The following is a 23,314-nucleotide window of genomic DNA, read 5'->3' as shown; positions in this document are numbered from 1 at the left end:
GCTATCAGATAGCCGAAAAAGGCTGGAAAGCCTTGTGCAAGTGATTGAATTCCCTGGCATGTTTTCTGCGTTAGGGAAGCGTCCGCTGTATGACCGCAGGAACCATGAGCCCCGAATCCGCACTTCTCGCCGACGCCCGCTGGGCCGAGCTGGAACGCCAGACCGACCTGGCCTGGGACCTCGACGCCATCACCAACCGGCAAGAGGCCATCGACTTCCTGCTGCACTTCGAAAACCGCCTGTGCGTCTATTCGGGGTACGTGGAAAAGCTCTACAGCCGCTACAGCTTCGTGGTGCCCGAAGAGGAACATGGCAGCATCACCATCCTTCCCGACGAGATGGCCTGGTACGACACCTTCCATGACATTCCTGCAGACGCCGTGTTGCCTACCGGTATCCATGTCCTTCCCGGTGAAGTGCTCGGCTCGACCGGCCTCTACCTGAAGATCCCCGGCGAGCACCGTCTCAGCGCTTCACACGAACTGCCCTTCCTGGACGGCCTCAAATTCCTGATCCAGCGTTACCAGTCCCGTGGCGAGCAGTTCCTGCCAGTGCTGGTCAAGGGTGACCTGCGCGAGTACGAGGCGCGCATGCCTTCGTTGCACCTGCATCGCATCGATGCGAGTCGCCTGGGACGCAATTCCCGGCTGGAGGTCTCGAACATCAAGGGCGCCATCGCCGATCACCTGGTCGGACTGTTCCGCCAGGGCTGACCTCGGCGTTACCCCTTTGTTGCGATGGGTAACAGCCATCCATCGCCGACTTCCTGGCAAGCACCCTCAACTCGACTATGGGTCGGGACGCTTCCCGGCCTGCCTCCCTATAGTGGCTAAAAAGGGGACGAGTCTTCGTCGCTTGCCCATACAAGAACAATCAGGGATGTCGCCATGCGTTCGAATCCGCTGCCCGCCTGGTCGCTGAAGGCCATTCTTCTTGCCGGGGTGTTCTCCTCGTCTATCGCCCAGGCGCGAATGGAGGAGCTGGCCGACAGCGAACTGTCCGACATCACCGGCCAGGCATTCATCAACCTGACCACCGACGCCAATGCCGGGATCAACTACACCCGCGTCAACTTCGGGGTGAACGTCGACACCCAGCTGAACATGAAGAAGCTCCAGCTCGGCCAGTATGACGACTCCGTTACTCGGGCGGGGGAAGTCGCTGGTTCGTCCGACATCCTCATCAACAACTTCGCCCTTGGCACCGTGAATGCGGACGGCTCGGTTAACCCATTCCGTATTGCCGATCCCTTCGTCGAACTGGCCTATTCCGGCAACAAGGTGGTGGGTGTGCGCATCGGCTTCGGCGAGGCCAAGGGCGTGTTGTCGGGGGATATCCAGAGCCTGACCGGGAATATCCCGGTGCACATCACCGGCACCGCCAAGCCCATCATCGACAAGGCTTCGGGGTTCGATCAGTTCCTCCTGGCGCTGGCCGGTATCAGTGACTCGACCAGGCTACAGGCCGACGCCACCCTGGTGAACTCCAGCGGCAACGCCGATCCGGTACGCGGTGGCATGGCCGGCCTCACCAATGGCACGGCGCTGAGTTGCGTCAGCGGTTGTAACCTCGGCGGCCTCTCCGACGCTCTGCTCAGCCTGTTCAAGTCCAGCGGTTGCGGCATCCTCTCCCTTAATACCTGCTTCCCGCTCAGCGACTTCAAATCCCTGCCGGTGGGCAACATCAGCAACATGAACACCATGGAGGGCGCGGCGAAGGGCTTCTTCATCTCCTTCCAGACCCAGGACCTGGCGTGGAAGGACATGGACCAGAACGCCTTCATGACCGCCCTCAAGGGCGCTTTCATGAACATGCCCAAGTACCGCGACGCCAACGGCAACTTGGTGTCGCCGATCAACATCGACTTCGAGCAGGCGTTCAATGGCATCCCGCGGCAGGACACCTGCCTGGGCACAGCCACCGCGGGGTGTTGAGCATGCGCAGAACCATCGTGATCCTGCTGTCGTTGGCCGCCGCCACAGCGCAGGCTGAACTCAAGGCGCTGGATGACGCGGAGCTCTCCAATGTGGACGGTGCCGGAATCGGCTTCGTGCTGGATCAGGTCCTGCTGGACGCCAACAACGCGACCATCACCATCAACGACATCACAAACGCCGCCAAGCAGAACGTGCCGATCTCGGTGAAGGAGTTCTACCTGGGCGCCGCCGGCAGCAACAAAGGGGCGAATCTGAGCCCGGTTACCATCGGCCGGCTCGACCATCCCTTCGCCCTCAATCTCGCCAAGGGCGAAGCCATGCGCACCCTGCGCGACGATGGGCAGTGGGTGCAGACCACCCCGAGCAATGTCACTGTCCTCGAATTCATGTTTCCGGAGCGCCTGACCGGCGCCGCCGGCCAACCCTGCATCGCGGGTTTGGCTGCCGCCGGCAACAACTGCTCCAGCCGCGCCAGCGAGAAGGTCGATCTGGGCATCCGCTTCGATTTCCAGGTGGCCGCCGGACGCACCGATATCCTTAACCTCGACTTCGCCGAGCTGGCGATGGACGGCTCCTACTTGCGTCTGTGGGGGGACAGCAGCCGCAGCCAGATGGTCGGCGAGGCGCGTATCAATCTGTTCACAAAGAGCCTGCAGATCATGAGCTGCGCAGCCGGCACCACCGGTTGCACGACTGCCACCGAGCAGCGCGACCGCACCATCTTCCTCAACAACGCCTTCGCCAACATATCCCTCGGCTACGGCAAGACCCAGCCGCTGCTGTTCGACGTGAGCAGCAACGGCCAGTTCGTGCTCGAACTGCCCAACCCCACGGCGTCCGGTACCTCCCAGGCGCAGAAGGATGCGCTGGCCGCTGACTTCTACGCCAACGCGCCGCGCACCAACATCGTCATCAACAGCCTCCAGACCGGCAGCGGCAGCTTTTCCAGCGGTGGCTACAACTTCGGCTACAACGCGCTCCAGGGGCTCAGCATCAATTACCTGAAGGTGACCAGCCATGACCTTTAGGGCGCTCTACCTGGCGGTATTGCTGGTGCTACCGTCGATGGCGCGAGCCGAGTTGCAAGCGCTGGAGGACGCCGACCTGAGCCAGATGAGTGGGCAGGGCGGGGTGTACCTCTCCGGCGAGTTCAGCATCAACAAGAATGGCGGCGTGCTCTGGAACACACCGGTGTCCAATAATCCGGCCACATGGACGGCCAACGAGCGCAGCTGCGCCATCGCTGGTGCCGCCACTCCGGAAAGTTGCGGCCTGCGCATCGCCATCCGCTCCGAGGCCAATGGCGGCTGGTATGTGCTGGACAACCTCAAGGGCATCTTCAGCTTCGAGGGCCTGACACTGAACACCCGACTGATCAGCAGTGGTTTCGGCGGCGACGGTGCGGCCTTCAACCAGGATGTGCTGGCGCTGGGCCTGCCCAACGAGATGCGCTTCAAGAACGGCAGCTTCGCCTTCGGCGTGGCCAACCAGGGTGGCTGGCAGAACAAGTCCGGCACCGTCGCCAACGGCGGCAATCCCAGCTACCAGCAGACGAATATCTTCTCGGCGAAGATCGACGGCACCATCCGCATGCAGGGCAGCGTGCTGATCTTCCCGAAGAACTGAGGAACCGCCCATGCGCCCAGCCCCCTTGCTGTTCGGCATGCTCCTCGCTTCCCAGGCCCAGGCCATGGAAGCGCTGGACGACTCCACCATGGCTTCGGTCAGCGGCCAGGGCGGTATCAGCCTGGAGGCTTCCAGCAAGGGCTGGTCGGCCAGCAACGTCAGCTACACACAGGACGGCCGCAGCCTGAACCTGCGGGATGTGAGTAATCGCGCCGCCACCGGCACCACCGGCACCTCACAGTCGACCATCGATGTGCAGGACGGCCAGTTGGAGGTCCAGCACAGCTCCACGCCGCAGGTGCTGGCAGTGAACAACATCGAGATGGATGGCAGCAGCAAGAGCTTTGGCTCGTTCCGAGCCTTCTATACCTTGGGCGCCACCTTGAAGCTCAAGGGAGGCGGGGCCAGCGGCGTAAGCGGCATCGCGGTGAACGACAGCCGGCTGTCCCTTAGCGATGTGACCTTCTACTACCGCGACAACGGCTTCGACCTCATTGTCAAAGGCCTGTCCTTCGACACCTACCTGAACAACGCCTACCTGGACATCGTCAGCGGTGGCAGTGGTCAGGAGGTCAAGCTCAACCTCGGTGACGCGCGCTTCATCGGCACTGTCGGCGGTATCAGTCTCGACCTCGCCCACGGCGATCCCACGGTCTCCCCCGTGACGCCCGGCGCGCCGGACCTGCGGGACCCCAACGCCAGCCGCAGCTTCGGCAAGCTGAACATGGACCTGCGCCTGGGCGGCAGCCTCAGCGTCGCAAGTGGCGGTGCGAGCGGCGATGGCATCCGCGTCCGCCCGGACCTGAATATCGGTAGCAGCCTGTTCCAGTACCAGGACGAAGGCATCCTTCGCGCCGAGAACTTCTCCGGCACCCTGCGCAGCCTCGGAGGCCTGACCATCGACTTGGCCCAGGACGCAGGCAGCAGTTATGCACAGGTGGCCTTCCAGGACCTCAAGCTCAACGCCACCCTGGGCGGCTTGATCGTCGGCAACCCGACCAACCAGAAACTGGGCAGCCTGGCCATCGACCTCAACTTCGCCGACGACGGCGCCAAGCAGAACTGGCTCAAGCTACGTCCGGGCGGCGACCCCAACTCCGGGGCGAAGGGCCTGACTGCCGATGTCAGCTGGAACATGGCCAACAGCTCGGTTTCCCTCACCGATAACGGCAACAGCATGTGGTTCAGCGGCCTGCGCACCAACGGCACCGGCCAGCTCACCCTGGACCTGACCAAGAGTTGCGCGGGCGGGGTCAGCACCGGTTGCTACGCCGGCACCCAGAGCGACATGGGCAAGGGCAACTACAACGGTCATTTCGACGGCCTACGCCTGGGGCTTTCCAACATCAAGGGCGGTTACAGCTTCGACGGCCTGCGCGTTGGCTCGGCCGATGCGCCGTTGCAGGGCGGCACCGAACTGCTGGTGCTGATGGAAATCTTCCCTGCCTACGACTTCACCCTGAATGGCCAGATCACCCTGCTGCCGGGGGGGAGCAGTGGCGACGGTGTGCATTACAACGCCGACTTCGTCTTCAGCGATGCCCGTGCCGCCATCACGGTGGATGAAACCGGCAAGGGCCTGTGGCTGGCCGGCACCACCTACGACATGCACTTTCGCGATGGCTCGGTGGACGTGAGCAACAACGGCATCGAACTGCGCAAGGGTACCTACTGGTCGAAGCTGGAGGTCAGCGACCTGCGCTGGGGGGATCGTGCCACCGGCACCAGCCTTGGCAGGTTGGTACTGAAGCGCTTTGAGCTGGGCTCCACGCTGGCGGTGAGCTCCGGTGGTGCGGGCGCCCTATGCGTCGGCGGCAGCGGCGCCAATGCCGGTGCCTGCTCGGCCAGCGGCGGGCGCTGGGAGGATCGGGGCAATGAAGGTGTGTCGGTGAAATTGAAGAACGTCTTCGTCCGTGACACCGCGATCGACAGCACCACCAATGGCGTGGCCACCGACGAGAAGCGTAACCAGATCGTCTGGGAAACCAATCGCGTCAACGGTGCCGCCGGCACCGGCAGCCAGCTGGTTGTGGATAACTTCTCCACCTCGGATGGCAACCCCAGTGACCCGAACGCCAACACCTACGGCTTCAACGCCGACCTCAACCTGGACGTCGCGCCCACCAAGGTCTGCACTAAGAATGGCGGCAGCTGCACCCCGGTCACCCCGGACCCGCTGGGCTTCGCGGTGAACGGCCGCATCCACTTCAAGGAAATCAACGTCGACCGCCTGCAACACGTCCACCCAACCGGCGGCGCCGTCACCTCCATGTATGGCATCAAGGTGCAGAACGCCGACATCAGCGCCAACCTGACAGCGACGCCGATCAATTGAAGCCCCCAGGGGGCTTTCATTGTGGGAGCGAATTCATTCGCGATTGCAGGATGCAGTCCTGCCCAGGAACCCCGGGGGAGCGCTTCGCGCTCCTTTCGCGAATGAATTCGCTCCTACCAGGTTTCCCTGACCCTTCCATCAGCCGCCCGCCGACCTTTCCGCCCACCGCTTTTCACGCCACAATCCTCTGATCGGGTGCCGTCGCCACAAGCAGTCCGGCACCATCAGCCTGAGCCCCGGCCGCACGCACGGTGGGGCCGTGAGGAGCGAGCCATGAGCAGCCAAGATCGCGTCATCATCTTCGATACCACCCTGCGGGACGGCGAGCAGAGCCCCGGCGCTTCCATGACCAAGGAAGAAAAGCTGCGAATCGCCAAGGCCCTGGAGCGCATGCGGGTGGACGTGATCGAGGCCGGCTTCGCCATCGCCAGCCCCGGCGACTTCGAGGCGGTAAAGGCCATTGCCGACAGCATCAAGGACAGCACCGTGTGCAGCCTGTCGCGGGCAGTGGATGCCGATATCGACCGCGCCGCCGAAGCCCTGGCCGGCGCCAACTCCGCGCGCATCCACACCTTCATTGCCACCAGCCCCATCCACATGCAGTACAAGCTGCGCATGCAGCCGGACCAGGTGGTGGAGCAGGCCATTCGGGCGGTGACGCGTGCACGCAACCTCTGCGAAGACGTGGAATTCTCCTGCGAAGACGCCGGCCGCTCGGAAATCGATTTCCTCTGCCGCATCATCGAAGCCGCCATCGATGCCGGTGCTCGCACCATCAACATCCCCGACACTGTTGGCTACGCCATTCCGCACCAGTACGCGGAAACCATGCGCCAGCTGCTGCAGCGCATCCCCAATGCCGACAAAGCGGTGTTCTCGGTGCATTGCCACAACGACCTGGGGCTGGCCGTGGCCAACTCCCTGGCTGCCGTTGCAGTGGGCGCCCGCCAGGTGGAATGCACCATCAACGGCCTGGGCGAGCGCGCCGGCAATGCCGCGCTGGAAGAGATCGTGATGGCCATCAAGACCCGCCAGGACGTGCTCGGTGTCTACACCAACATCGACACACCGCACATCCTCAGCACGTCGCGCATGGTCTCCGGCATCACCGGTTTCCCGGTTCAGCCGAACAAGGCCATCGTCGGTGCCAACGCATTCGCCCACGAGTCCGGTATTCACCAGGACGGCGTGCTCAAGCACCGCGAAACCTACGAGATCATGTCCGCCCAGTCCGTCGGTTGGCACACCAACAAGATGGTGCTGGGCAAGCACTCCGGGCGTAACGCGTTCCGCACCCGCTTGGACGAGCTCGGCATCCAGCTGGGCAGCGAGGCCGACCTGAATGCCGCCTTCACCCGCTTCAAGGAGCTGGCGGACAAGAAGCACGAGATATTCGACGAAGACCTGCAGGCGCTGGTATCCGACACCTTGGGCGAGGAAGCCCCGGAGCACTTCAAACTGGTCTACCTGGAGGTCGCCTCCAAGACTGGAGAAGTGCCCCAGGCCAAGCTGGTGCTGTCCATCGACGGCGTGGAGCAAGGCGCGAGCGCCGACGGTTCCGGTCCGGTGGATGCCACCTTCAAGGCCATCGAAAGCCTGGCGACGTCCGAGTCGAGCCTGCAGCTCTATTCGGTCAACGCCATCACCCAGGGGACCGATTCCCAGGGTGAAGTCACCGTCCGCCTGGAAAAAGCCGGACGAATCGTCAACGGAAACGGTGCGGATACCGATATAGTTGTCGCCTCCGCAAAGGCCTACCTCAACGCGCTGAACCTGATGCAGGCCGGCGTGCGCAAGGCTCACCCACAGGTTGCTGACGTTTGATCACAGAACACCGTCGTCGCGCGTATCTCGATGCCATGCAGGTAGCCACCTGGCTACCCCGCACGGCATTGCCCTTCGCCGCACCTTCCAATCCCGAATTGCTGGCCCTGGTTCCGGATGTCCCCCACGAGGACGCACCGGTGCCGGTTGCTGACGCAACGCCCAAAGCACCCGCAGCGGAAGCCCGCCCGTCGGCGCCCTCCGCGCGCGCCAGGATCGAGATTCCCCGTCCTGGCAGCGCCCCGCGACCGGCCGTACAGCCCGAACCCGAAACGGCTGCCGAACCGGAAACCGCGCCGACCAAGGCGGAAACGCTTCCGCCGCCGCGCTTCTCGCTGCAGCTTCTGCGCGCTGGCAACTGCCTGCTGCTGGTGGAGCTGCCAACTGGCGAGCCGTTCCAGAGCCGAGACCCGGCCTACCTGCTGCTGAAAGACCTGTTGCGCGCTGCCGGCCTGCCGGACAGCCCGCAGATCCTCGGCGAGCCGGTGCGCTGGCCGTTGCTCAGCCGCGGCAACATGGACCAGGGCCCCGATGCCGCACGCGACTTCATCCAGGGCTTCGTTGGCGTGCGCATGGAAGAGCAGGGCGATTGCGCCTGTCTCTGGCTCGTGGGCCTGCCGGCGGTGCGATTTGCCGGTGAGGCCGACGCCACTGCCTTCAACCGAGAACTCCAGGTTGAAGGCCTGGGCGCCGCCTGGGCACTGCCTGGCCTGGAACTGTTGATGGACGAGCCCGAACTCAAGGGCGCACTCTGGCAAGCCATGCGCCGCGTGATGCGCCGCTGGAAGAACACTGAATGACCGATGCCGTTTCCTTCCGCCCGATGACCGAGGCGGACCTCGATACAGTCCTGAAAATCGAATACGCCGCCTTCAGCCATCCCTGGACCCGCGGCATCTTCAACGACAGCCTCAAGTCCTACGATTGCTGGCTGATGTTCGAAGGCAGCCAGCAGGTCGGCCACGGCGTGATCAACGTCATCGTCGGCGAGGCCCACCTGCTGAACATCACCGTCAAACCGGAAAGCCAGGGCCGCGGCCTGGGCCTGCGCCTGCTGGAGCACCTGATGGAGCGCGCCCGTGAACTGGAAGCCGGCGAATGCTTCCTCGAAGTGCGCGCCAGTAACCAGTCCGCCTACCGTCTGTACGAGCGTTATGGCTTCAACGAAATCGGCCGTCGCCGCGACTACTACCCCGCCGTGGGGGGCCGCGAAGACGCCCTGGTCATGGCCTGCACGCTGATCGATTGAGCCCGGCGCAGGCCATTGCCAAAGCTCCCGGTGCTCCGTAAGGTGCCGCCAGCCAGAAGAGGAGAAGAAGCATGAGCGACCTGCAACAGTTGATCGACAACAACGCGCGCTGGGCCGAGAAGATCAAGCAACAAGACCCGGACTTCTTTGCCAAGCTGGCCAAGCAGCAGGTGCCGGAGTACCTCTGGATCGGCTGCTCCGATGCCCGCGTGCCGGCCAACGAAATCGTCGGCATGCTGCCCGGCGACCTCTTCGTCCACCGCAACGTGGCCAACGTGGTACTGCACACCGACCTCAACTGCCTGTCGGTCATCCAGTACGCCGTGGACGTGCTCAAGGTGAGGCATATCCTGGTCACCGGCCACTATGGCTGCGGTGGCGTCCGCGCCGCCATGCGCGATACCCAGTACGGCCTGATCGATGGCTGGCTGCGCACCATTCGCGACCTCTACTACGACCAGCGCGAGCACCTCGCCACCTTCGCCACCGAAGAAGAGCGCGTTGACCGCCTCTGCGAGCTGAACGTCATCCAGCAGGTGGCCAACGTCAGCCACACCACTATCGTCCAGAACGCCTGGCACCGTGGCCAGGAACTCTCCGTCCACGGCTGCATCTATGGCATCAAGGACGGCATCTGGAAAAACCTCAACGTCACCGTCAGCGGCATGGAACAACTGCCGCCGCAGTACCGCCTGCGCCCTATCGGACAGAACTGAACCATGACGCAATACAACAGCCGGGCCGTTGGCCTGGCCTGGCTCGGCCTGCTCGTGGCCAGCGTTTTCTGGGCCGGCAACGCCTTGGTTGCCCGCGCCTTCCACGATGCCATCCCGCCGTTCACTCTGGCCTTCTGGCGCTGGACGCTGGCGCTGGCCATCCTCCTGCCTTTCGTCGCACGACCCATGTGGGAGCATCGCAGCGCGCTGCGTTGCGCCGGCTGGCGCCTGCTGGTGGTGGCAGCCCTGGGGATCAGCACCTACAGCGTGCTGCTCTATTTCGCCGCGCGCACTACGGTGGCCATCAACCTCACTCTGCTCAACACCTGCCTGCCGCTGGCGACCTTCATCGGCGCGGGCGTGCTGCTCAATGAGTGGCCGCCACGACGTGCCTGGCTTGGCATGGCGGTAGCGACCAGCGGACTGCTGGTGCTGATCGCCCAGGGCCGCCTGGCGCAACTGGCAGCGCTGTCGTTTAACCCGGGTGACCTGATCATGTTGCTTGCCGTAGTGGACTGGGCGCTTTACACGCTGCTGCTGCGTCGCTGGAACCACTACTTCAAGCTGCCGCCGCTGGTGCTGCTGGGCGCCTTGGTGGCGAGTGGCGTGCCCATGCTTCTACCGTTCTATCTGCTGGAGTTGGCCAGTGGGCAGCGCTTCGAGCTGTCTGTGGAAAACTTTGCCGCCATTGGCTACACCGGCGTCTGCGCTTCCCTCCTGGCCTACCTGTTGTGGAACCAGGGCATCCGAATTCTGGGTGTGGCCAAAGCCGTGCTCACCAATTACCTGATGCCGGTGTTCACCGCGCTGCTCGGATACCTGCTGTTGGGCGAGGGCTTGCAGGCCTACCATTGGCTGGGTGGGGCGATGATTTTCTCCGGCCTGTTGTTGGCGACGCGCCCCTCGCTGAGGTGAGCCTATGCACAAACTAGTCGTCATCCCAGGAGACGGTATCGGACGCGAAGTGGTGCCGGTTGCGGTCGAAGTGCTGGAGAAACTCCTTCCCGACCTGCAAATCGTGGAAGCCGAGGCCGGCTGGAGCTGCTTCCAGCGCGGCGGCAATGCCGTTCCCGAGGCGACCTACCAAGCGATTCGAGACTGTAGCGCAGGCATTTTCGGCGCGGTCTCCTCTCCCACTGGCCAGCGTGTGCCCGGTTACCGCAGCGCCATCCTGCAACTGCGCCAGGGTCTCAAGCTCAACACCAGCCTGCGCCCGGTACGCAGCTGGCCAGGCGTCTCGCCTCGGCCGGGCGTCGACCTCATGATCCTCCGCGAGAACAGCGAAGGCCTCTACAGTGGCCGCGAGCACTGGGAATCCGAAGGCGTCGCCATCGCCGAACGGGTCATCAGCCGCGTTGCCTGCGAAGCGCTGGCGCGCTGTGCCCTGGACGTAGCCAAGGCGCGCAAGGCCCGGCGCATCACCCTGGTCCACAAGGCCAACGTCCTGCCCGTGACCTGCGGCCTTTTCCGTGACACCTGCCGCGAGGTCCTGGAAGGCGAGGGCTGGGCTGCAGAACTCGACGAACGTCTGGTCGACCTCGCCGCCCTGCAACTGGTGGAACAGCCCGAAGCCTTCGACCTGATCGTCACCAGCAACCTCTTTGGAGATATCCTCTCCGACCTTGCCTGCCACTGGAGCGGCGGCCTCGGCCTTGCGCCTTCCCTCAACTGGGACAATGGCATCGCCTTGGCCGAACCCGTCCACGGCAGCGCTCCCGACATCGCTGGCAGCGGCCGCGCCAACCCCATCGCCGCCATCCTCAGTATGGCGCTGTTGCTGCGCTACCACTGGCAGAAACCCGCCCTGGCCATACGGCTGGAAGCCGCTGTGGAAAACTTCCTGCGCGAAGAAGGCAAAGCCGACTTCGGCTTCGAAACCACTCGGGTAGTGGGGCAGGGCATCCTGGCTGTGCTCTAAGGCTTTTGCTCCCCTCTCCCTTCAGGGAGAGGGGGCGGGGGAGAGGGTCTCCAGCCTAAGCACCGACCTCCCAACCTCCACAAAAAAGAAAACCCCGCCAAAGCGGGGTCTCAAATCTCAACCAGAATCTATCTCCGGCGGCCCCGGAGGAGCCTTCTCCACCAGAACCAGCATCCGTTTAGGCGCCCGAACCTCGAGCCGCGCCGAGCCATTCACAATTGGCCCAACCACAATCTCGATCCCCTCCGCCTTCAACATCTCCATCAACACTGATTCGCTGATTCCTTCCAGCACCCTCAGCGTAAGCACGTCACCTTCCCTGCGTTCGCCAACATGAATATGCATGTGGATTGCCTCGCATGGATGACCGTGGGAGGGGAACACGGCACGGAGAGAGGGGCTATGGGGGAAGCGTTAGTTCAGATACTTCCTATAGGCGGTTCGGATTTTCGGAAGGTAGCCCGTATTTCCCGGCTCAGGGAATCGCGATCTGCAAGCTGCCCATGCTGAGCTTAAGGAAGATGAACCAGCCAATAGTGCTCATGATGCCAAGCACGGTGTAACCAACGATGATGCCCAGCGCGATCTGCTTCCAGAGTCCTGCGTAGTTCTTGGTTGGTGCCACGCGGTGGGGCGGCGTTTCGCGTTCTGCTCGGATGCTTTCGAAGTCGTCTTTCACTTTCTCATCTGTCCGTATGGGCGAATTGTGTGACCTGGGAACGGTGCCTGCTCTACAGGTTGCCATCTCCTGCGCCATTGAAAAAGGCGCGGTGTGACTGGCAAAGGTCGGGGCTTCGATGCCCGTGTTCAGGCTTGATTCTTCCTGAAATCAACCTGAGGGAACAGTGACGGTATGCGATTGCCGGCATGGGATTTCGTCATCGCCTTCGTCTGCAGCGGATCTATGTTCATGTCTCGCAGGGCCGCATTTCGAAGTGCCTACCAACGCTGTGGTTTCCACACGCCAGGGCAGATGCCCCATATCCTCCGGCATACCTTCGCTAGCCACTACATGATGGGTGGAGGGGACATCCTCAGCCTGCAGCGGATCCTCGGGCACTCGTCGATCGCCATGACCATGCGCTATGCGCACCTGTCGCCGGATCATCTGGAATCTGCATTACGTCTGTCGCCATTGGCGCAAAGCAGGTACGTTCCAGTATGATTTCAGTGATTGCAATGATTCCACTGGAGGTCCCTATGGCTAGCATCACGATTCGCAACCTGGACGATGAGCTGAAAGCTCGGCTTCGTGTCGTCGCCGCCAGCCATGGTCGCTCGATGGAGGAAGAAGTGAGGGTGATCCTTGCTGAAGCGCTTGCGAAGCAGAACAAGCCCAGCGGAATGGGCACTCGGATTCACGAACTTTTTGCCGCTGCGGGCGGTGTGGACTTGGAATTGCCTCCCCGCAACACAAAGGCACGTGCAGCGGACTTTGATGAATGATCCTGTTAGACACCAATGTCCTTTCGGAGATGATGAAAACCAGGCCTGACCCAAACGTCGTTGCATGGCTGGATGCTCAGCCAGGTAGCGAACTGGTGATCTGTTCCATCTCAGTGGCTGAGATCCTTTATGGGATCGCCAGGATGCCAAACGGTAAGCGGAAGGATTTGTTGGCGATGGGCGCCGACACGCTTTTCAACAAGCTCTTTGCCGGTTGCATTCTGTCTTTTGATGCGGATGCAGCTGTGCACTACGCGGCCCTGGTTTCGGCCAGTCAGGCCAAGGGAAGGGCGACGGATATGGCGGATGCACAGATTGCGGCGATAGCCCGACTCTACAGCGCCCAGGTCGCTACACGAAACACCCGTGACTTCGAAGAGTTGGGGGTGGCCCTCGTGAATCCTTGGGAAGGTGCCTAGCAAAGGCTCGGTAGTCGGGATGTAGTCTGTCGCCCAAAACAAAAAAGGGTTAGCTTGCGCTAACCCTTTGATTTGTATGGTGGCTACACCGGGACTTGAACCTGGGACATCAGCATTATGAATGCTGCGCTCTAACCGACTGAGCTATGTAGCCGAGTGGCGCGCATTTTCCGTGTCCGGTGGCAGGCTGTCAACCCCTTTGCTTAGATAATTTTGTGATCTTTCAAGCGTTTAGGCGGCGCGAGGGTTTTCAGGAGCGTGAAGCGGCATTCGACGAGGGAGGGGAGAGGCAAGTGGCGGTTTTCGCTTCGTCCTTCGCCATCCCGCGGAAGCAAAAAGCCCCGGAGGACCGGGGCTTTTTAGGAGATCAGACGTTGAAGCGGAAGTGCATCACGTCGCCGTCCTTGACGATGTATTCCTTGCCTTCCAGGCGCCATTTTCCGGCCTCCTTGGCACCGTTTTCACCCTTGTATTGGATGAAGTCGTCGTAGGCGACTACTTCGGCGCGGATGAAGCCTTTTTCGAAGTCGGTGTGGATAACTGCGGCAGCCTGCGGGGCGGTGGCGCCAATGCGAACGGTCCAGGCGCGGACTTCCTTCACGCCGGCGGTGAAGTAGGTCTGCAGGTTGAGCAGGTCGTAGCCGGCGCGGATCACACGGTTCAGGCCAGGCTCTTCGAGGCCGAGAGCCTCGAGGAACATATCCTTTTCCTCGCCGTCATCGAGTTCGGCGATTTCGGCTTCGATCTTGTTGCACACCGGAACCACGATGGCGCCTTCTTCCTCGGCGATGGCTCGAACCACGTCCAGGTGAGGGTTGTTGTCGAAGCCGTCTTCGGCAACGTTGGCGATGTACATCACCGGCTTGCTGGTAAGCAGGTGGAAGCCACGAACCAGGCGCTTTTCCTCGTCGCCCAGGTTCTTCAGCAGGGAACGCGCCGGCTTGCCTTCGCTGAAGTGGGGGATGAGTTTTTCCAGCAGGGCTTTCTGCGCCAGGGCGTCCTTGTCACCGCCCTTGGCGTTGCGAGCAACCTTCTGCAGTTGCTTTTCGCAGCTATCGAGGTCGGCAAAGATCAGTTCGAGGTCGATGATCTCGATGTCGCGCTTGGGGTCGACACTGTTGGAGACGTGGATGACGTTCTCGTCTTCGAAGCAGCGCACCACGTGGGCGATGGCGTCTGTCTCACGGATGTTGGCGAGGAACTTGTTACCCAGGCCTTCACCTTTGGAGGCGCCCGCTACCAGGCCGGCGATGTCGACGAACTCCATAGTGGTGGGGATCACGCGCTCGGGCTTGACGATGTCGGCCAGTGCGTTGAGGCGCATGTCGGGCATCGGCACGATGCCGCTGTTCGGCTCAATGGTGCAGAAGGGGAAGTTCTCCGCTGCGATGCCGGACTTGGTCAAGGCGTTGAACAGGGTGGACTTGCCGACGTTGGGTAGGCCGACGATGCCGCAATTGAATCCCATGGTATGTGCCTCTGCGCGGAGTGGGTTCAGGCCTTGCGACTGTGCAGCTTCTGCATGGCGCGGGTGAGGTCACCGGCGAGCAGTTCTGGCATCACGTCGAGGGCGAAATCGATGCTGGTGTCGAGTAGTTCCTGTTCGCTGCGCGGGGCGCGGCTGAGTACGAAACCGGATACCAGGCTGCTGTGCCCCGGATGGCCAATGCCAAGCCGCAGGCGATGGAACGAATTCTGGTTGCCGAGCTGGGCGATGATGTCGCGCAACCCGTTGTGGCCGCCGTGGCCGCCGCCGGTTTTGAGTTTGGCGACTCCTGGGGGCATGTCGAGTTCGTCGTGGGCCACCAGGATGGCTTCGGGGGGAATGCGGAAGAACCCTGCCAACGCCGCCACGGACTGGCCGCTGCGGTTCATGTAGGTGGTGGGGATCAGCAGACGAACGTCGCGACCTTGGTGGGAGAATTTTCCGACCAGGCCGAAGTATTTCTTGTCGAGGCTCAGGTTGACGCGTTCGCGATCGGCCAGGCGCTCAATGAAAAGGGCCCCTGCGTTATGCCGGGTCTGGTCGTATTCGGGGCCTGGATTACCCAGGCCGACGATCAGTTGAATGGCAGTCACTACAGGGGCCCTTTATCAGGCTGACGCAGAGTAAGAAATTACTCGGCTTCGCCTTCTTCCTTCACCACGCGGGAAGCATGGATGTTGGCAACTGCCAGGTCGTTGCCGTGGGCCAGGGCCACCAGCTCGACGCCTTTCGGCAGGGTCAGGTCGGACAGGTGAACGGTCTGACCTACTTCGACCTTGGCCAGGTCAACTTCGATGAACTCCGGCAGGTCTTTCGGCAGGCAGGAGACTTCGACTTCAGCGATGGTGTGGGAAACTTCGCCGCCGCCTTGCTTCACGCCAACGGAGGTAGCTTCGTTGATGAAGTGCAGGGGTACGTGGGCGGTCAGTTTCTGGCCGGCAACTACGCGCTGGAAGTCAGCGTGCAGTACGAAGCCTTTGGCCGGGTGACGTTGCAGAGCCTTGATCAGAACGGTTTCGGTAGCACCGGAAACGTTCAGGGCGATCACGTGGCTGAAGGCAGCTTCGTTTTCCAGCAGCTTGGCCAGGTCTTTGGCCAGCAGGCTTACGGATTGCGGGGCTTTCTCGCCGCCGTAGATTACAGCGGGAACCAGGTTGGCATTACGACGCAGGCGGCGGCTCGCACCTTTCCCCAGGTCGGAACGCGCATCGGCATTCAGGGCGAAATCAGTCATTACAGTTCTCCAAAATAACCAAAACGCCCGTAATGCTTGCGACCAGCATCCGGGCGATTGGTCTATAAGCCCCGCCTGAGCGGGGCGCGTTTCGTCAGGGATGGCCGCTTAGCGGAACATCGCGCTGATCGATTCTTCATTGCTGATGCGGCGGACCGCTTCAGCCACAACCGGCGCGATATCCAGTTGACGGATACGCGAGCAGGCTTGTGCCGCGGCGGACAGGGGGATGGTGTTGGTCACCACCAGCTCGTCCAGCACGGAGTTTTCAATGTTCTCGATGGCACGGCCGGACAGCACCGGGTGGGTGCAGTAGGCGTAGACCTTGGCAGCACCATGGTCCTTCAGGGCCTTGGCCGCGTGGCCCAGGGTGCCGGCGGTGTCGACCATGTCGTCGACCAGCACGCAGGTGCGGCCTTCGACATCGCCGATGATGTGCATGACTTCGGACTGGTTGGCCTTCGGACGACGCTTGTCGATGATCGCAAGGTCAACGCCGAGGGACTTGGCCACGGCACGTGCGCGAACCACGCCGCCGATGTCCGGGGAAACGATCATCAGGTTCTCGAAGCGCTGGTCTTCGATGTCATCGACCAGGACCGGGGAACCGTAGATGTTGTCCACCGGAATGTCGAAGAAGCCCTGGATCTGGTCGGCATGCAGGTCGACGGTGAGTACACGGTCGATACCGACTACGGTCAGCATGTCAGCCACTACCTTGGCGCTGATAGCCACGCGGGCGGAACGCGGGCGGCGATCCTGGCGGGCGTAGCCGAAGTAGGGGATGACCGCGGTGATGCGGGAAGCCGAGGAACGGCGGAAGGCGTCAGCCATCACTACCAGTTCCATCAGGTTATCGTTGGTCGGTGCGCAAGTCGGCTGGATCAGGAAAACGTCCTTGCCGCGAACGTTTTCATTGATTTCAGCACTGATTTCACCGTCGGAGAACTTGCCTACGGAGGCATCACCGAGGGGAATATGCAGTTGACGTACGACGCGACGCGCCAGATCGGGGTTGGCGTTCCCCGTGAAGACCATCATCTTGGACACGCGCAGTACCTGCCGGCTGAGGGTAGACCTGATGAATCAAAAAGCCGTTCAAAGGCCGTGGGCTTTTGAACAGCTTTTCAAGTGTATGGCAGGGGCGGCTGGATTCGAACCAACGCATGGCAGGATCAAAACCTGCTGCCTTACCGCTTGGCGACGCCCCTATGTGTGCAACTCGCTATGCAGGATATTCGTTTCGCTGTACGCATGACCCAGTGGGTTAATGGCAGGGGCGGCTGGATTCGAACCAACGCATGGCAGGATCAAAACCTGCTGCCTTACCGCTTGGCGACGCCCCTGTATCGTACAACCGAATGCCTTGCATTCCTTCTCAAGCCAGACCTTGAAGCTTGCGGTGCAACATGGAGATGTTGCGGCCCTGGGCGACAAAGCTCGGCAGAGTGGCCGGAAGTTGGCGGCGAACTTTATCAGCATCGCCTTTGTTTGGGAAGCTCCCAAACACACAAGCTCCAGTGCCGGTCAATCTAGCTGAAGTGAATTTATTCAACAAGATCAGAGCGTTACGTACATCCGGGTAACGCTTCTCGACCACCGGCTGGCAGTCGTTACGACCGCCCCCCTCAAGAAGGCTGCGAACTTTAATGGGCGGCGAATTCCGTGTCAACTCAGGATCGGAGAAAACTTCTGCTGTGCTGACAAAGACTTGCGGCACGGCGACAAGGAACCACGGCTCAGGGAGTTCGACGGGGGTCAGCTGCTCGCCAACACCCTCCGCGAAGGCCGCGCGGCCGCGCACGAAGACCGGCACATCGGCGCCCAAGGTAAGCCCTAGAGCTGCCAGACGGTCTTCGCTCCAGCCGAGGTTCCACAGTCGGTCGAGCGCGAGCAGGGTGGTCGCGGCGTCGGAACTCCCGCCACCGATCCCGCCTCCCATGGGCAGGCGCTTCTCCAGCCACATGTCCGCGCCGAGGCGGCTGCCTGATTCGGCTTGGAGCTTGCGCGCCGCGCGGACGATCAGGTTGCTGTCGTGGGGAACGCCGGGCACGTCGGTTCGCAGGTGGATTTCACCATCGTCGCGCGGGGCGAAACCCAGTTCGTCGCCGTGGTCGAGGAACTGGAAGAGGGTCTGTAGCTCGTGATATCCGTCGGCCCGTCGGCCGAGGATGTGCAGCATCAGGTTGAGCTTGGCCGGTGCCGGCAGGACGAGTTGCGCATCCTGCATGTCACTGGCCGAGCTGGCGCGGTTGCCAGTCCTTGATCACCAGGGTGACGTCGAGGTTTTCGCCGCTTAGCTTGATGCGTTCGGGCAGGGTGTAGCCGTTCTGCTCGACGTAGCTCAGGTATTGCACCTGCCAGCCATCTTGCTCCAGGCGGGAAAGGCGGCTTTCGCCGTCGAGGGTGAGGCGGCTGCGGCTGTCAGGTGCGGGCAGGCCGCGCACCCACCAGAGCAGATGGGAGACCGGCAGACGCCAGCCGAGTTGCTCTTCCAGCAGCGCCTCGGGGGATTCGGCCTGGTAGCGGCCCTGGTTGGCTACTTCCAGCTCGATGTTGCCCGGGCGACCAGTGAGTCGCGCCGCGCCGCGACCCAGGGGGCCGGAAAGGCGGATGTCGTAGTAGTCCTGGCGCTGCAGCCAGAACAGGGTGCCACTACCGGAGTCCTTGGGCGCTCGGATGCCTACCTTTCCGCTTATCTGCCAGCCATCGAGGGTGCTGACCTGCTCTTTGTGAGCTTTCCAGATGGCCTGGTTACCCTGGCCTTCGAGGGTTTCGCGCGGGGCAAGGGCGGAGCAGCCGGCGAGCAGGACAAGTGCGCCGGCGGCCAGGAGATTTCGTACACGCATGGATCAGAGGTTTCCGGAGCCAGTCAGGCGTTGCAGGGTGTCACGGAGGATGGCGCTGTCGGGCTGCTTCTGCAGGGCGTCCGCCCAGACCTTGCGGGCTTCGACCTGCTTGCCCTGGGCCCAGAGGACTTCGCCCAGGTGAGCGGCTACTTCGTGGTCGGGGAACTCTTGCAGTGCCAGGCGCAGAAGGCGTTCGGCCTCCGACAGATTGCCCATGCGGTAATTCACCCACCCGAGGCTGTCGAGGATTGCCGGGTCGTCCGGGTTGAGCTTGTGCGCCTGTTCCACCAGTTTCCTGGCTTCGTCGTAGCGCGTGGTACGGTCGGCGAGTGTATAGCCTAGGGCGTTCAGGGCCATGGCGTTTTCCGGCTCGCGTTCGATGATGAAGCGCAGGTCCTTTTCCAGTTGGGCGAGGTCGTTGCGCTTCTCCGCCAGCATGGCGCGTGTGTAGAGCAGGTTGAGGTCGTCCGGGAACTGCTGCAAGCCCTGATGGATGACCTTCCAGGCACGTTCCGGATGCTGGCGCTCCGCCAGGCTCTCGGTTTCGATCAGGTAGAGCTGGATGGCGTAATCCGGTTGGGCATCGCGGGCCTTGGCCAGACGGGTTTCGGCTTCGTCGGCGCGACCGCTTTCCAGGAGGATTTCCACCTGGCGCATCTGCGCCGGCAGGTAGTCGTTGCCCGGGCCAACCAGTGCGTACTCGATCAGCGCGCTCTCTTTGTCGCCGCGCTTTTCGTAGACCTGGCCAAGGTTGAAGTGGGCAGAGTCGACATGGCTACCGCGTTCCACTAGTTCTTCCAGGTACACCTGGGCTTCGTCCCAGGCTTCGCCTTCCAAGCAGACCAGCGCCAGGGAGTAGCGGAGGTCGTCGTCGTCGGGGAATTGCTGGACGAGGCCGGCAAACTCGGACTTCGCCTCGTCCAGGCGGTCCTGCTCCACCAGCATGCGGGCGTAGGTCAGGCGCAGACGCTTGTCGTCCGGGTGCTGCTTGATGGCTTTCTGCAGAAGCGGCAGGGCTTCATCGCCACGCTTGAGGCTCTGCAGCAGGCGAGCACGGAGCAGGATCGGGGCGATTTCCTTGTCGTTGGCGGGCACGCCTTCGAGCAGAGTGAGCGCTTCTTCGGTGCGGCCGTCCTGTTGCAGCAGCACAGCCTTGCCGAACACCAGCTGGCTATTGTCGGGGTGCTTGGCCAGCAGGCGGTCGAAGCTTTGCAGCAGGCCGGCGCGGGTGTCTGCGTCAGTTTCTGCGGCAGAGAGCGCGAGGAAGTCGAAATGGGTGTCGCCCTGGCCCTGCAGCACTTTCTCCATATAGGCCATGGCTTCGTCGTGGCGGCCGGCACGGGCCAGCTGAACGGCGGCGGCGCGCTGGGCGTCGAGATTGTCTGGAGCGTTCTTGGCCCAGATCAGCGCAGTGTCCAGGGCTGCCTGGTCGGCGCCCAGGTACTCGGCGATGCGGAAGGCGCGCTCGGCCACAGCTGGATCCTGAGTGGCGTTGGCCTGTTGCACGTAGTTGCCGAGGGCGATGTCGAAGCGATTGCGTTGCCCGGCCAGTTCGGCCGCGAGCAGGGCGTAGAGGGTTTCGCGGTTGAACGAGCCATAGACCTCTGGCTTTGCGGGCGTGGAGGCCTGGTTGCCTTCCTCGACCGGTGGAGTGCCGTCCGGGGACTTGTGGGTCAAGCTCTGACAGCCGCCGAGAAACAGCAGGGCGGTCAGCAACGCGAGGGATCTATTCATATAGGAAGGAAGGGGCTAACCAGCGAGTGGCCCATCATGACACAAGCCGTCAGGCTAGCACATGGGGCGGGGGCCAACCCGCGGACGAGCAAAACCTGTACGGGCAGACAATTATCGGCGGTGGTTGTCGTCGTTCGGGTGAAGTAGGACAATTGCGCGCCCTCCCGATTCAGTTAGCGACCCTGCATGGCCTTCATTGCTCTTGGTATCAACCACAAGACCGCCTCGGTGGATGTCCGCGAACGCGTGGCTTTCACCCCCGAGCAGCTCGTGGAGGCCCTGCAGCAGCTGTGTCGCATCACGCCCAGCCGTGAGGCGGCCATCCTATCTACCTGCAACCGCAGCGAGCTCTACCTGGAGCAGGATCACCCGAGCACCGATGAAGTACTCGCGTGGCTGGCCGGTTATCACAACCTCAGCCTTGAAGAGCTGCGCGCGTGCGCCTATGTGCACCAGGACGATGACGCTGTTCGCCACATGATGCGTGTCGCCTCCGGGCTGGACTCCATGGTCCTCGGCGAACCCCAGATCCTCGGCCAGATGAAGTCTGCCTACGCGGTTGCGCGTGAGGCAGGCACCGTCGGCCCGCTGCTCGGTCGTCTTTTCCAGGCGACCTTCAGCACCGCCAAGACGGTGCGTACCGACACCGCTATCGGCGAGAACCCGGTTTCCGTGGCCTTCGCTGCCGTCAGCCTGGCCAAGCAGATCTTCTCCGACCTGCACCGCAGCCAGGCGCTGCTGATCGGTGCTGGCGAAACCATCACCCTGGTAGCCCGCCATCTGCACGAGCAGGGAGTGAAGCGCATCGTCGTCGCCAACCGGACCCTGGAACGCGCCAGCATCCTTGCCGAGGAGTTCGGTGCCCATGCGGTGTTGCTCGCCGACATGCCCCAGGAGCTGGTCAACAGCGACATCGTCATCAGCTCGACCGCCAGCCAGTTGCCCATTCTCGGCAAGGGGGCGGTGGAGCGCGCACTGAAACAGCGCCGGCACAAGCCGATCTTCATGGTGGACATCGCCGTCCCGCGTGACATCGAGCCCGAAGTCGGCGAGCTGGACGATGTCTACCTCTATACCGTGGACGACCTGCACGAGGTGGTCGCGGAAAACCTCAAGAGTCGCCAGGGGGCGGCTCAGGCAGCCGAAGAGCTGGTCGGCGCTGGCGTCGAGGAGTTCATGCAGCGCCTGCGCGAGCTGGCCGCGGTCGACGTGCTGCGTGCCTATCGCCAACAGGCCGAGCGTCTGCGGGATGAGGAAGTGGCCAAGGCGCAGCGCATGCTGCAGAACGGCACATCGGCCGAGGAAGTGCTGGCGCAACTTGCCCGCGGCCTCACCAACAAGCTGCTGCACGCACCCAGCGTGCAGCTGAAGAAACTCTCCGCCGATGGCCGCTTCGACGCGCTGGTCGTGGCCCAGGAACTCTTCGCCCTCGACGAGGGCCCGGATAAACGTTCGCAATGAAAGCTTCCCTGCTGAACAAGCTTGACCTCCTCCAGGACCGCTACGAGGAACTTACCGCCCTGCTCGGAGATGCCGAAGTCATCAGTGACCAGGCCAAGTTCCGCGCTTACTCCAAGGAGTTCGCCGAGGTCGAGCCGGTGATCCTCGCTTTCCGCGAATTCCGTAAGGTTCAGGGAGACCTCGAGGGCGCTCAGGCGCTACTCAAGGACAGCGACCCGGACTTACGGGAGATGGCCGAGGAAGAAGTGGCCCAGGCCCGTGAGCAGCTCGTGGGGCTGGAGGACCGTCTGCAGCGCATGCTGCTGCCGAAGGACCCCAACGACGGCCGCAACGTCTTCCTGGAAATCCGCGCTGGCACGGGCGGCGACGAGGCGGCGATCTTCTCCGGCGACCTGTTCCGCATGTATTCCCGTTATGCCGAGCGCCAGGGTTGGCGTGTCGAGATCCTCTCCGAGAACGAAGGGGAGCACGGCGGATACAAGGAAGTGATTGCCCGCGTCGAGGGTGACAACGTTTACGCCAAGCTCAAGTTCGAGTCCGGCGCGCACCGTGTACAGCGGGTGCCGGAGACTGAGTCCCAGGGCCGTATCCACACCTCCGCCTGCACCGTGGCGGTATTGCCTGAGCCTGACGAGCAGGCCGCCATCGAAATCAACGCCGCCGATTTGCGTGTCGATACCTATCGCGCTTCCGGCGCAGGTGGCCAGCACGTTAACAAGACCGATTCTGCGGTGCGTATCACCCACATCCCGTCGGGCATCGTCGTCGAGTGCCAGGAAGAACGTTCCCAGCACAAGAACCGCGCCAAGGCCATGGCGTGGCTGGCGGCCAAGCTGAACGACCAGCAGGAAGCCGCCGCCCACAAGGAAATGTCCGATACCCGTCGCCTGCTGGTGGGTTCCGGTGACCGCTCCGAGCGCATCCGCACCTACAACTATCCGCAGGGCCGGGTGACTGACCACCGCATCAACCTCACCCTTTATGCGCTGGACGACGTGATGGCCGGCAGCGTCGAGGCCGTGATCGAGCCGCTGCTCGCCGAATACCAGGCCGACCAGTTGGCAGCCCTGGGGGACTGAC

Annotated in this window: 24 protein-coding genes, 3 tRNA genes and 1 pseudogene; 16 read left to right on the top strand and 12 right to left on the bottom strand. The window is 62.6% G+C overall.

The features are described 5' to 3' along the window. The first annotated feature begins 104 nt into the window (after positions 1–104). The 11 genes from SA496_RS21655 (at position 105) to SA496_RS21605 (ending at position 11,605) form a co-directional block, all read left to right on the top strand. Positions 105–713: a hypothetical protein gene (locus SA496_RS21655; RefSeq protein WP_120654566.1), complete on the top strand. Its 609-nt coding sequence runs from the start codon at positions 105–107 to the stop codon at positions 711–713. A 174-nt stretch (positions 714–887) separates the two neighbouring features. Next, positions 888–1,934: a DUF6160 family protein gene (locus SA496_RS21650; RefSeq protein ID WP_280359880.1), complete on the top strand. Its 1,047-nt coding sequence runs from the start codon at positions 888–890 to the stop codon at positions 1,932–1,934. A gap of 2 nt (positions 1,935–1,936) precedes the next feature. Beyond that, positions 1,937–2,965, top strand: coding sequence for a hypothetical protein (locus tag SA496_RS21645; RefSeq protein WP_120654567.1), 1,029 nt, complete (start codon positions 1,937–1,939; stop codon positions 2,963–2,965). Beyond that, a complete protein-coding gene (locus SA496_RS21640) occupies positions 2,955–3,563 on the top strand; it encodes a DUF6160 family protein (protein ID WP_120654568.1) in 609 nt (202 codons plus the stop codon). The genes SA496_RS21645 and SA496_RS21640 overlap by 11 nt, the downstream gene beginning before the upstream one ends. A 10-nt stretch (positions 3,564–3,573) precedes the next feature. Next, positions 3,574–5,898 carry a DUF6160 family protein gene (locus tag SA496_RS21635; protein WP_330114445.1) on the top strand — a complete coding sequence of 775 codons (2,325 nt, stop codon included), beginning with the start codon at positions 3,574–3,576 and terminating at the stop codon, positions 5,896–5,898. Between the two features lie 273 nt (positions 5,899–6,171). Further along, positions 6,172–7,722: a 2-isopropylmalate synthase gene (locus tag SA496_RS21630; protein WP_120654570.1), complete on the top strand. Its 1,551-nt coding sequence runs from the start codon at positions 6,172–6,174 to the stop codon at positions 7,720–7,722. Further along, positions 7,719–8,522, top strand: coding sequence for an energy transducer TonB (locus SA496_RS21625; protein ID WP_330114444.1), 804 nt, complete (start codon positions 7,719–7,721; stop codon positions 8,520–8,522). Before SA496_RS21630 ends, SA496_RS21625 begins: the two co-directional genes overlap by 4 nt. Then, positions 8,519–8,971, top strand: a complete 453-nt coding sequence (gene rimI / locus SA496_RS21620; protein WP_120654572.1) for a ribosomal protein S18-alanine N-acetyltransferase — start codon at positions 8,519–8,521, stop codon at positions 8,969–8,971. Before SA496_RS21625 ends, rimI begins: the two co-directional genes overlap by 4 nt. A 71-nt stretch (positions 8,972–9,042) precedes the next feature. Continuing rightward, positions 9,043–9,687 carry a carbonate dehydratase gene (can, locus tag SA496_RS21615; RefSeq protein ID WP_120654573.1) on the top strand — a complete coding sequence of 215 codons (645 nt, stop codon included), beginning with the start codon at positions 9,043–9,045 and terminating at the stop codon, positions 9,685–9,687. Between the two features lie 3 nt (positions 9,688–9,690). Next, a complete protein-coding gene (locus tag SA496_RS21610) occupies positions 9,691–10,602 on the top strand; it encodes a DMT family transporter (RefSeq protein ID WP_120654574.1) in 912 nt (303 codons plus the stop codon). A 4-nt stretch (positions 10,603–10,606) separates the two neighbouring features. Then, the gene (locus SA496_RS21605; protein ID WP_330114443.1) at positions 10,607–11,605 is read left to right on the top strand and encodes an isocitrate/isopropylmalate dehydrogenase family protein; all 999 of its coding nucleotides are present in this window, start codon (positions 10,607–10,609) and stop codon (positions 11,603–11,605) included. Positions 11,606–11,722: 117 nt separating this feature from the next. On the opposite strand, the gene SA496_RS21600 is transcribed toward SA496_RS21605, so the two are convergent. Together SA496_RS21600 and SA496_RS21595 are read right to left on the bottom strand one after the other, a co-directional pair. After that, positions 11,723–11,950, bottom strand: a complete 228-nt coding sequence (locus tag SA496_RS21600; RefSeq protein ID WP_120654576.1) for a hypothetical protein — start codon at positions 11,948–11,950, stop codon at positions 11,723–11,725. A 130-nt stretch (positions 11,951–12,080) separates the two neighbouring features. Continuing rightward, on the bottom strand, positions 12,081–12,284 hold the full coding sequence (locus tag SA496_RS21595; RefSeq protein WP_120654577.1) for a hypothetical protein: 204 nt from the start codon (positions 12,282–12,284) through the stop codon (positions 12,081–12,083). Between the two features lie 216 nt (positions 12,285–12,500). Here SA496_RS21595 and SA496_RS21590 point away from each other — a divergent pair. The 3 genes and pseudogenes from SA496_RS21590 to SA496_RS21580 form a co-directional block, all read left to right on the top strand. Next, positions 12,501–12,770 (top strand): annotated as a pseudogene (locus SA496_RS21590) (tyrosine-type recombinase/integrase); the annotation flags it as partial. A 35-nt stretch (positions 12,771–12,805) separates the two neighbouring features. Next, a complete protein-coding gene (locus SA496_RS21585) occupies positions 12,806–13,051 on the top strand; it encodes a FitA-like ribbon-helix-helix domain-containing protein (protein ID WP_028629912.1) in 246 nt (81 codons plus the stop codon). Then, positions 13,048–13,470 carry a type II toxin-antitoxin system VapC family toxin gene (locus SA496_RS21580; protein ID WP_330114442.1) on the top strand — a complete coding sequence of 141 codons (423 nt, stop codon included), beginning with the start codon at positions 13,048–13,050 and terminating at the stop codon, positions 13,468–13,470. Before SA496_RS21585 ends, SA496_RS21580 begins: the two co-directional genes overlap by 4 nt. Positions 13,471–13,547: 77 nt before the next feature. Here the strand turns inward: SA496_RS21580 and SA496_RS21575 are convergent. From SA496_RS21575 to SA496_RS21530, 10 genes are all read right to left on the bottom strand, one after another. After that, positions 13,548–13,624: transfer RNA gene (locus SA496_RS21575), tRNA-Met, on the bottom strand. 213 nt (positions 13,625–13,837) lie between these two features. Continuing rightward, complete coding sequence (ychF, locus tag SA496_RS21570; protein WP_120654603.1) at positions 13,838–14,938, bottom strand: redox-regulated ATPase YchF; 1,101 nt, start codon at positions 14,936–14,938, stop codon at positions 13,838–13,840. A 26-nt stretch (positions 14,939–14,964) separates the two neighbouring features. Next, positions 14,965–15,549 carry an aminoacyl-tRNA hydrolase gene (gene pth, locus SA496_RS21565; RefSeq protein WP_330114441.1) on the bottom strand — a complete coding sequence of 195 codons (585 nt, stop codon included), beginning with the start codon at positions 15,547–15,549 and terminating at the stop codon, positions 14,965–14,967. Positions 15,550–15,587: 38 nt separating this feature from the next. Continuing rightward, positions 15,588–16,190, bottom strand: coding sequence for a 50S ribosomal protein L25/general stress protein Ctc (locus SA496_RS21560; RefSeq protein ID WP_120654604.1), 603 nt, complete (start codon positions 16,188–16,190; stop codon positions 15,588–15,590). Between the two features lie 108 nt (positions 16,191–16,298). Continuing rightward, positions 16,299–17,240: a ribose-phosphate pyrophosphokinase gene (locus SA496_RS21555; RefSeq protein WP_028629917.1), complete on the bottom strand. Its 942-nt coding sequence runs from the start codon at positions 17,238–17,240 to the stop codon at positions 16,299–16,301. Between the two features lie 86 nt (positions 17,241–17,326). Then, positions 17,327–17,401, bottom strand: a tRNA-Gln gene (locus SA496_RS21550). 60 nt (positions 17,402–17,461) lie between these two features. After that, positions 17,462–17,536, bottom strand: a tRNA-Gln gene (locus tag SA496_RS21545). Between the two features lie 32 nt (positions 17,537–17,568). After that, positions 17,569–18,420 carry a 4-(cytidine 5'-diphospho)-2-C-methyl-D-erythritol kinase gene (gene ispE / locus SA496_RS21540; protein WP_120654605.1) on the bottom strand — a complete coding sequence of 284 codons (852 nt, stop codon included), beginning with the start codon at positions 18,418–18,420 and terminating at the stop codon, positions 17,569–17,571. Between the two features lies 1 nt (position 18,421). Beyond that, complete coding sequence (gene lolB / locus SA496_RS21535; protein ID WP_120654606.1) at positions 18,422–19,039, bottom strand: lipoprotein insertase outer membrane protein LolB; 618 nt, start codon at positions 19,037–19,039, stop codon at positions 18,422–18,424. 3 nt (positions 19,040–19,042) lie between these two features. Continuing rightward, positions 19,043–20,773, bottom strand: a complete 1,731-nt coding sequence (locus tag SA496_RS21530; protein WP_330114440.1) for a tetratricopeptide repeat protein — start codon at positions 20,771–20,773, stop codon at positions 19,043–19,045. A 186-nt stretch (positions 20,774–20,959) separates the two neighbouring features. Here SA496_RS21530 and hemA point away from each other — a divergent pair, with 186 nt between their 5' ends. After that, a complete protein-coding gene (gene hemA / locus SA496_RS21525; RefSeq protein WP_120654608.1) occupies positions 20,960–22,234 on the top strand; it encodes a glutamyl-tRNA reductase in 1,275 nt (424 codons plus the stop codon). Further along, positions 22,231–23,313 (top strand): peptide chain release factor 1, encoded by a 1,083-nt coding sequence (prfA, locus tag SA496_RS21520; RefSeq protein WP_120654609.1) that lies wholly within the window; start codon positions 22,231–22,233, stop codon positions 23,311–23,313. Before hemA ends, prfA begins: the two co-directional genes overlap by 4 nt. Position 23,314 lies beyond the last annotated feature (1 nt).

Source organism: Pseudomonas sp. JS3066 (assembly GCF_036328175.1).
In the GTDB taxonomy this organism is placed as follows: Bacteria; Pseudomonadota; Gammaproteobacteria; order Pseudomonadales; family Pseudomonadaceae; genus Metapseudomonas.
Note: the sequence above shows the minus strand (reverse complement) of the source record. Positions and strands in the feature narration are given on the sequence as shown.

What these genes read in the sequence shown, in the direction of transcription:
- SA496_RS21655 (WP_120654566.1), top strand. Translation starts at nt 105, where the DNA reads ATGAGCCCCGAATCCGCACTTCTCGCCGACGCCCGCTGGGCCGAGCTG.
- SA496_RS21650 (WP_280359880.1), top strand. Translation starts at nt 888, where the DNA reads ATGCGTTCGAATCCGCTGCCCGCCTGGTCGCTGAAGGCCATTCTTCTT.
- SA496_RS21645 (WP_120654567.1), top strand. Translation starts at nt 1,937, where the DNA reads ATGCGCAGAACCATCGTGATCCTGCTGTCGTTGGCCGCCGCCACAGCG.
- SA496_RS21640 (WP_120654568.1), top strand. Translation starts at nt 2,955, where the DNA reads ATGACCTTTAGGGCGCTCTACCTGGCGGTATTGCTGGTGCTACCGTCG.
- SA496_RS21635 (WP_330114445.1), top strand. Translation starts at nt 3,574, where the DNA reads ATGCGCCCAGCCCCCTTGCTGTTCGGCATGCTCCTCGCTTCCCAGGCC.
- SA496_RS21630 (WP_120654570.1), top strand. Translation starts at nt 6,172, where the DNA reads ATGAGCAGCCAAGATCGCGTCATCATCTTCGATACCACCCTGCGGGAC.
- rimI (WP_120654572.1), top strand. Translation starts at nt 8,519, where the DNA reads ATGACCGATGCCGTTTCCTTCCGCCCGATGACCGAGGCGGACCTCGAT.
- can (WP_120654573.1), top strand. Translation starts at nt 9,043, where the DNA reads ATGAGCGACCTGCAACAGTTGATCGACAACAACGCGCGCTGGGCCGAG.
- SA496_RS21610 (WP_120654574.1), top strand. Translation starts at nt 9,691, where the DNA reads ATGACGCAATACAACAGCCGGGCCGTTGGCCTGGCCTGGCTCGGCCTG.
- SA496_RS21605 (WP_330114443.1), top strand. Translation starts at nt 10,607, where the DNA reads ATGCACAAACTAGTCGTCATCCCAGGAGACGGTATCGGACGCGAAGTG.
- SA496_RS21600 (WP_120654576.1), bottom strand. Translation starts at nt 11,950, where the DNA reads ATGCATATTCATGTTGGCGAACGCAGGGAAGGTGACGTGCTTACGCTG.
- SA496_RS21585 (WP_028629912.1), top strand. Translation starts at nt 12,806, where the DNA reads ATGGCTAGCATCACGATTCGCAACCTGGACGATGAGCTGAAAGCTCGG.
- SA496_RS21580 (WP_330114442.1), top strand. Translation starts at nt 13,048, where the DNA reads ATGATCCTGTTAGACACCAATGTCCTTTCGGAGATGATGAAAACCAGG.
- ychF (WP_120654603.1), bottom strand. Translation starts at nt 14,938, where the DNA reads ATGGGATTCAATTGCGGCATCGTCGGCCTACCCAACGTCGGCAAGTCC.
- SA496_RS21560 (WP_120654604.1), bottom strand. Translation starts at nt 16,190, where the DNA reads ATGACTGATTTCGCCCTGAATGCCGATGCGCGTTCCGACCTGGGGAAA.
- ispE (WP_120654605.1), bottom strand. Translation starts at nt 18,420, where the DNA reads ATGCAGGATGCGCAACTCGTCCTGCCGGCACCGGCCAAGCTCAACCTG.
- lolB (WP_120654606.1), bottom strand. Translation starts at nt 19,039, where the DNA reads ATGCGTGTACGAAATCTCCTGGCCGCCGGCGCACTTGTCCTGCTCGCC.
- SA496_RS21530 (WP_330114440.1), bottom strand. Translation starts at nt 20,773, where the DNA reads ATGAATAGATCCCTCGCGTTGCTGACCGCCCTGCTGTTTCTCGGCGGC.
- hemA (WP_120654608.1), top strand. Translation starts at nt 20,960, where the DNA reads ATGGCCTTCATTGCTCTTGGTATCAACCACAAGACCGCCTCGGTGGAT.
- prfA (WP_120654609.1), top strand. Translation starts at nt 22,231, where the DNA reads ATGAAAGCTTCCCTGCTGAACAAGCTTGACCTCCTCCAGGACCGCTAC.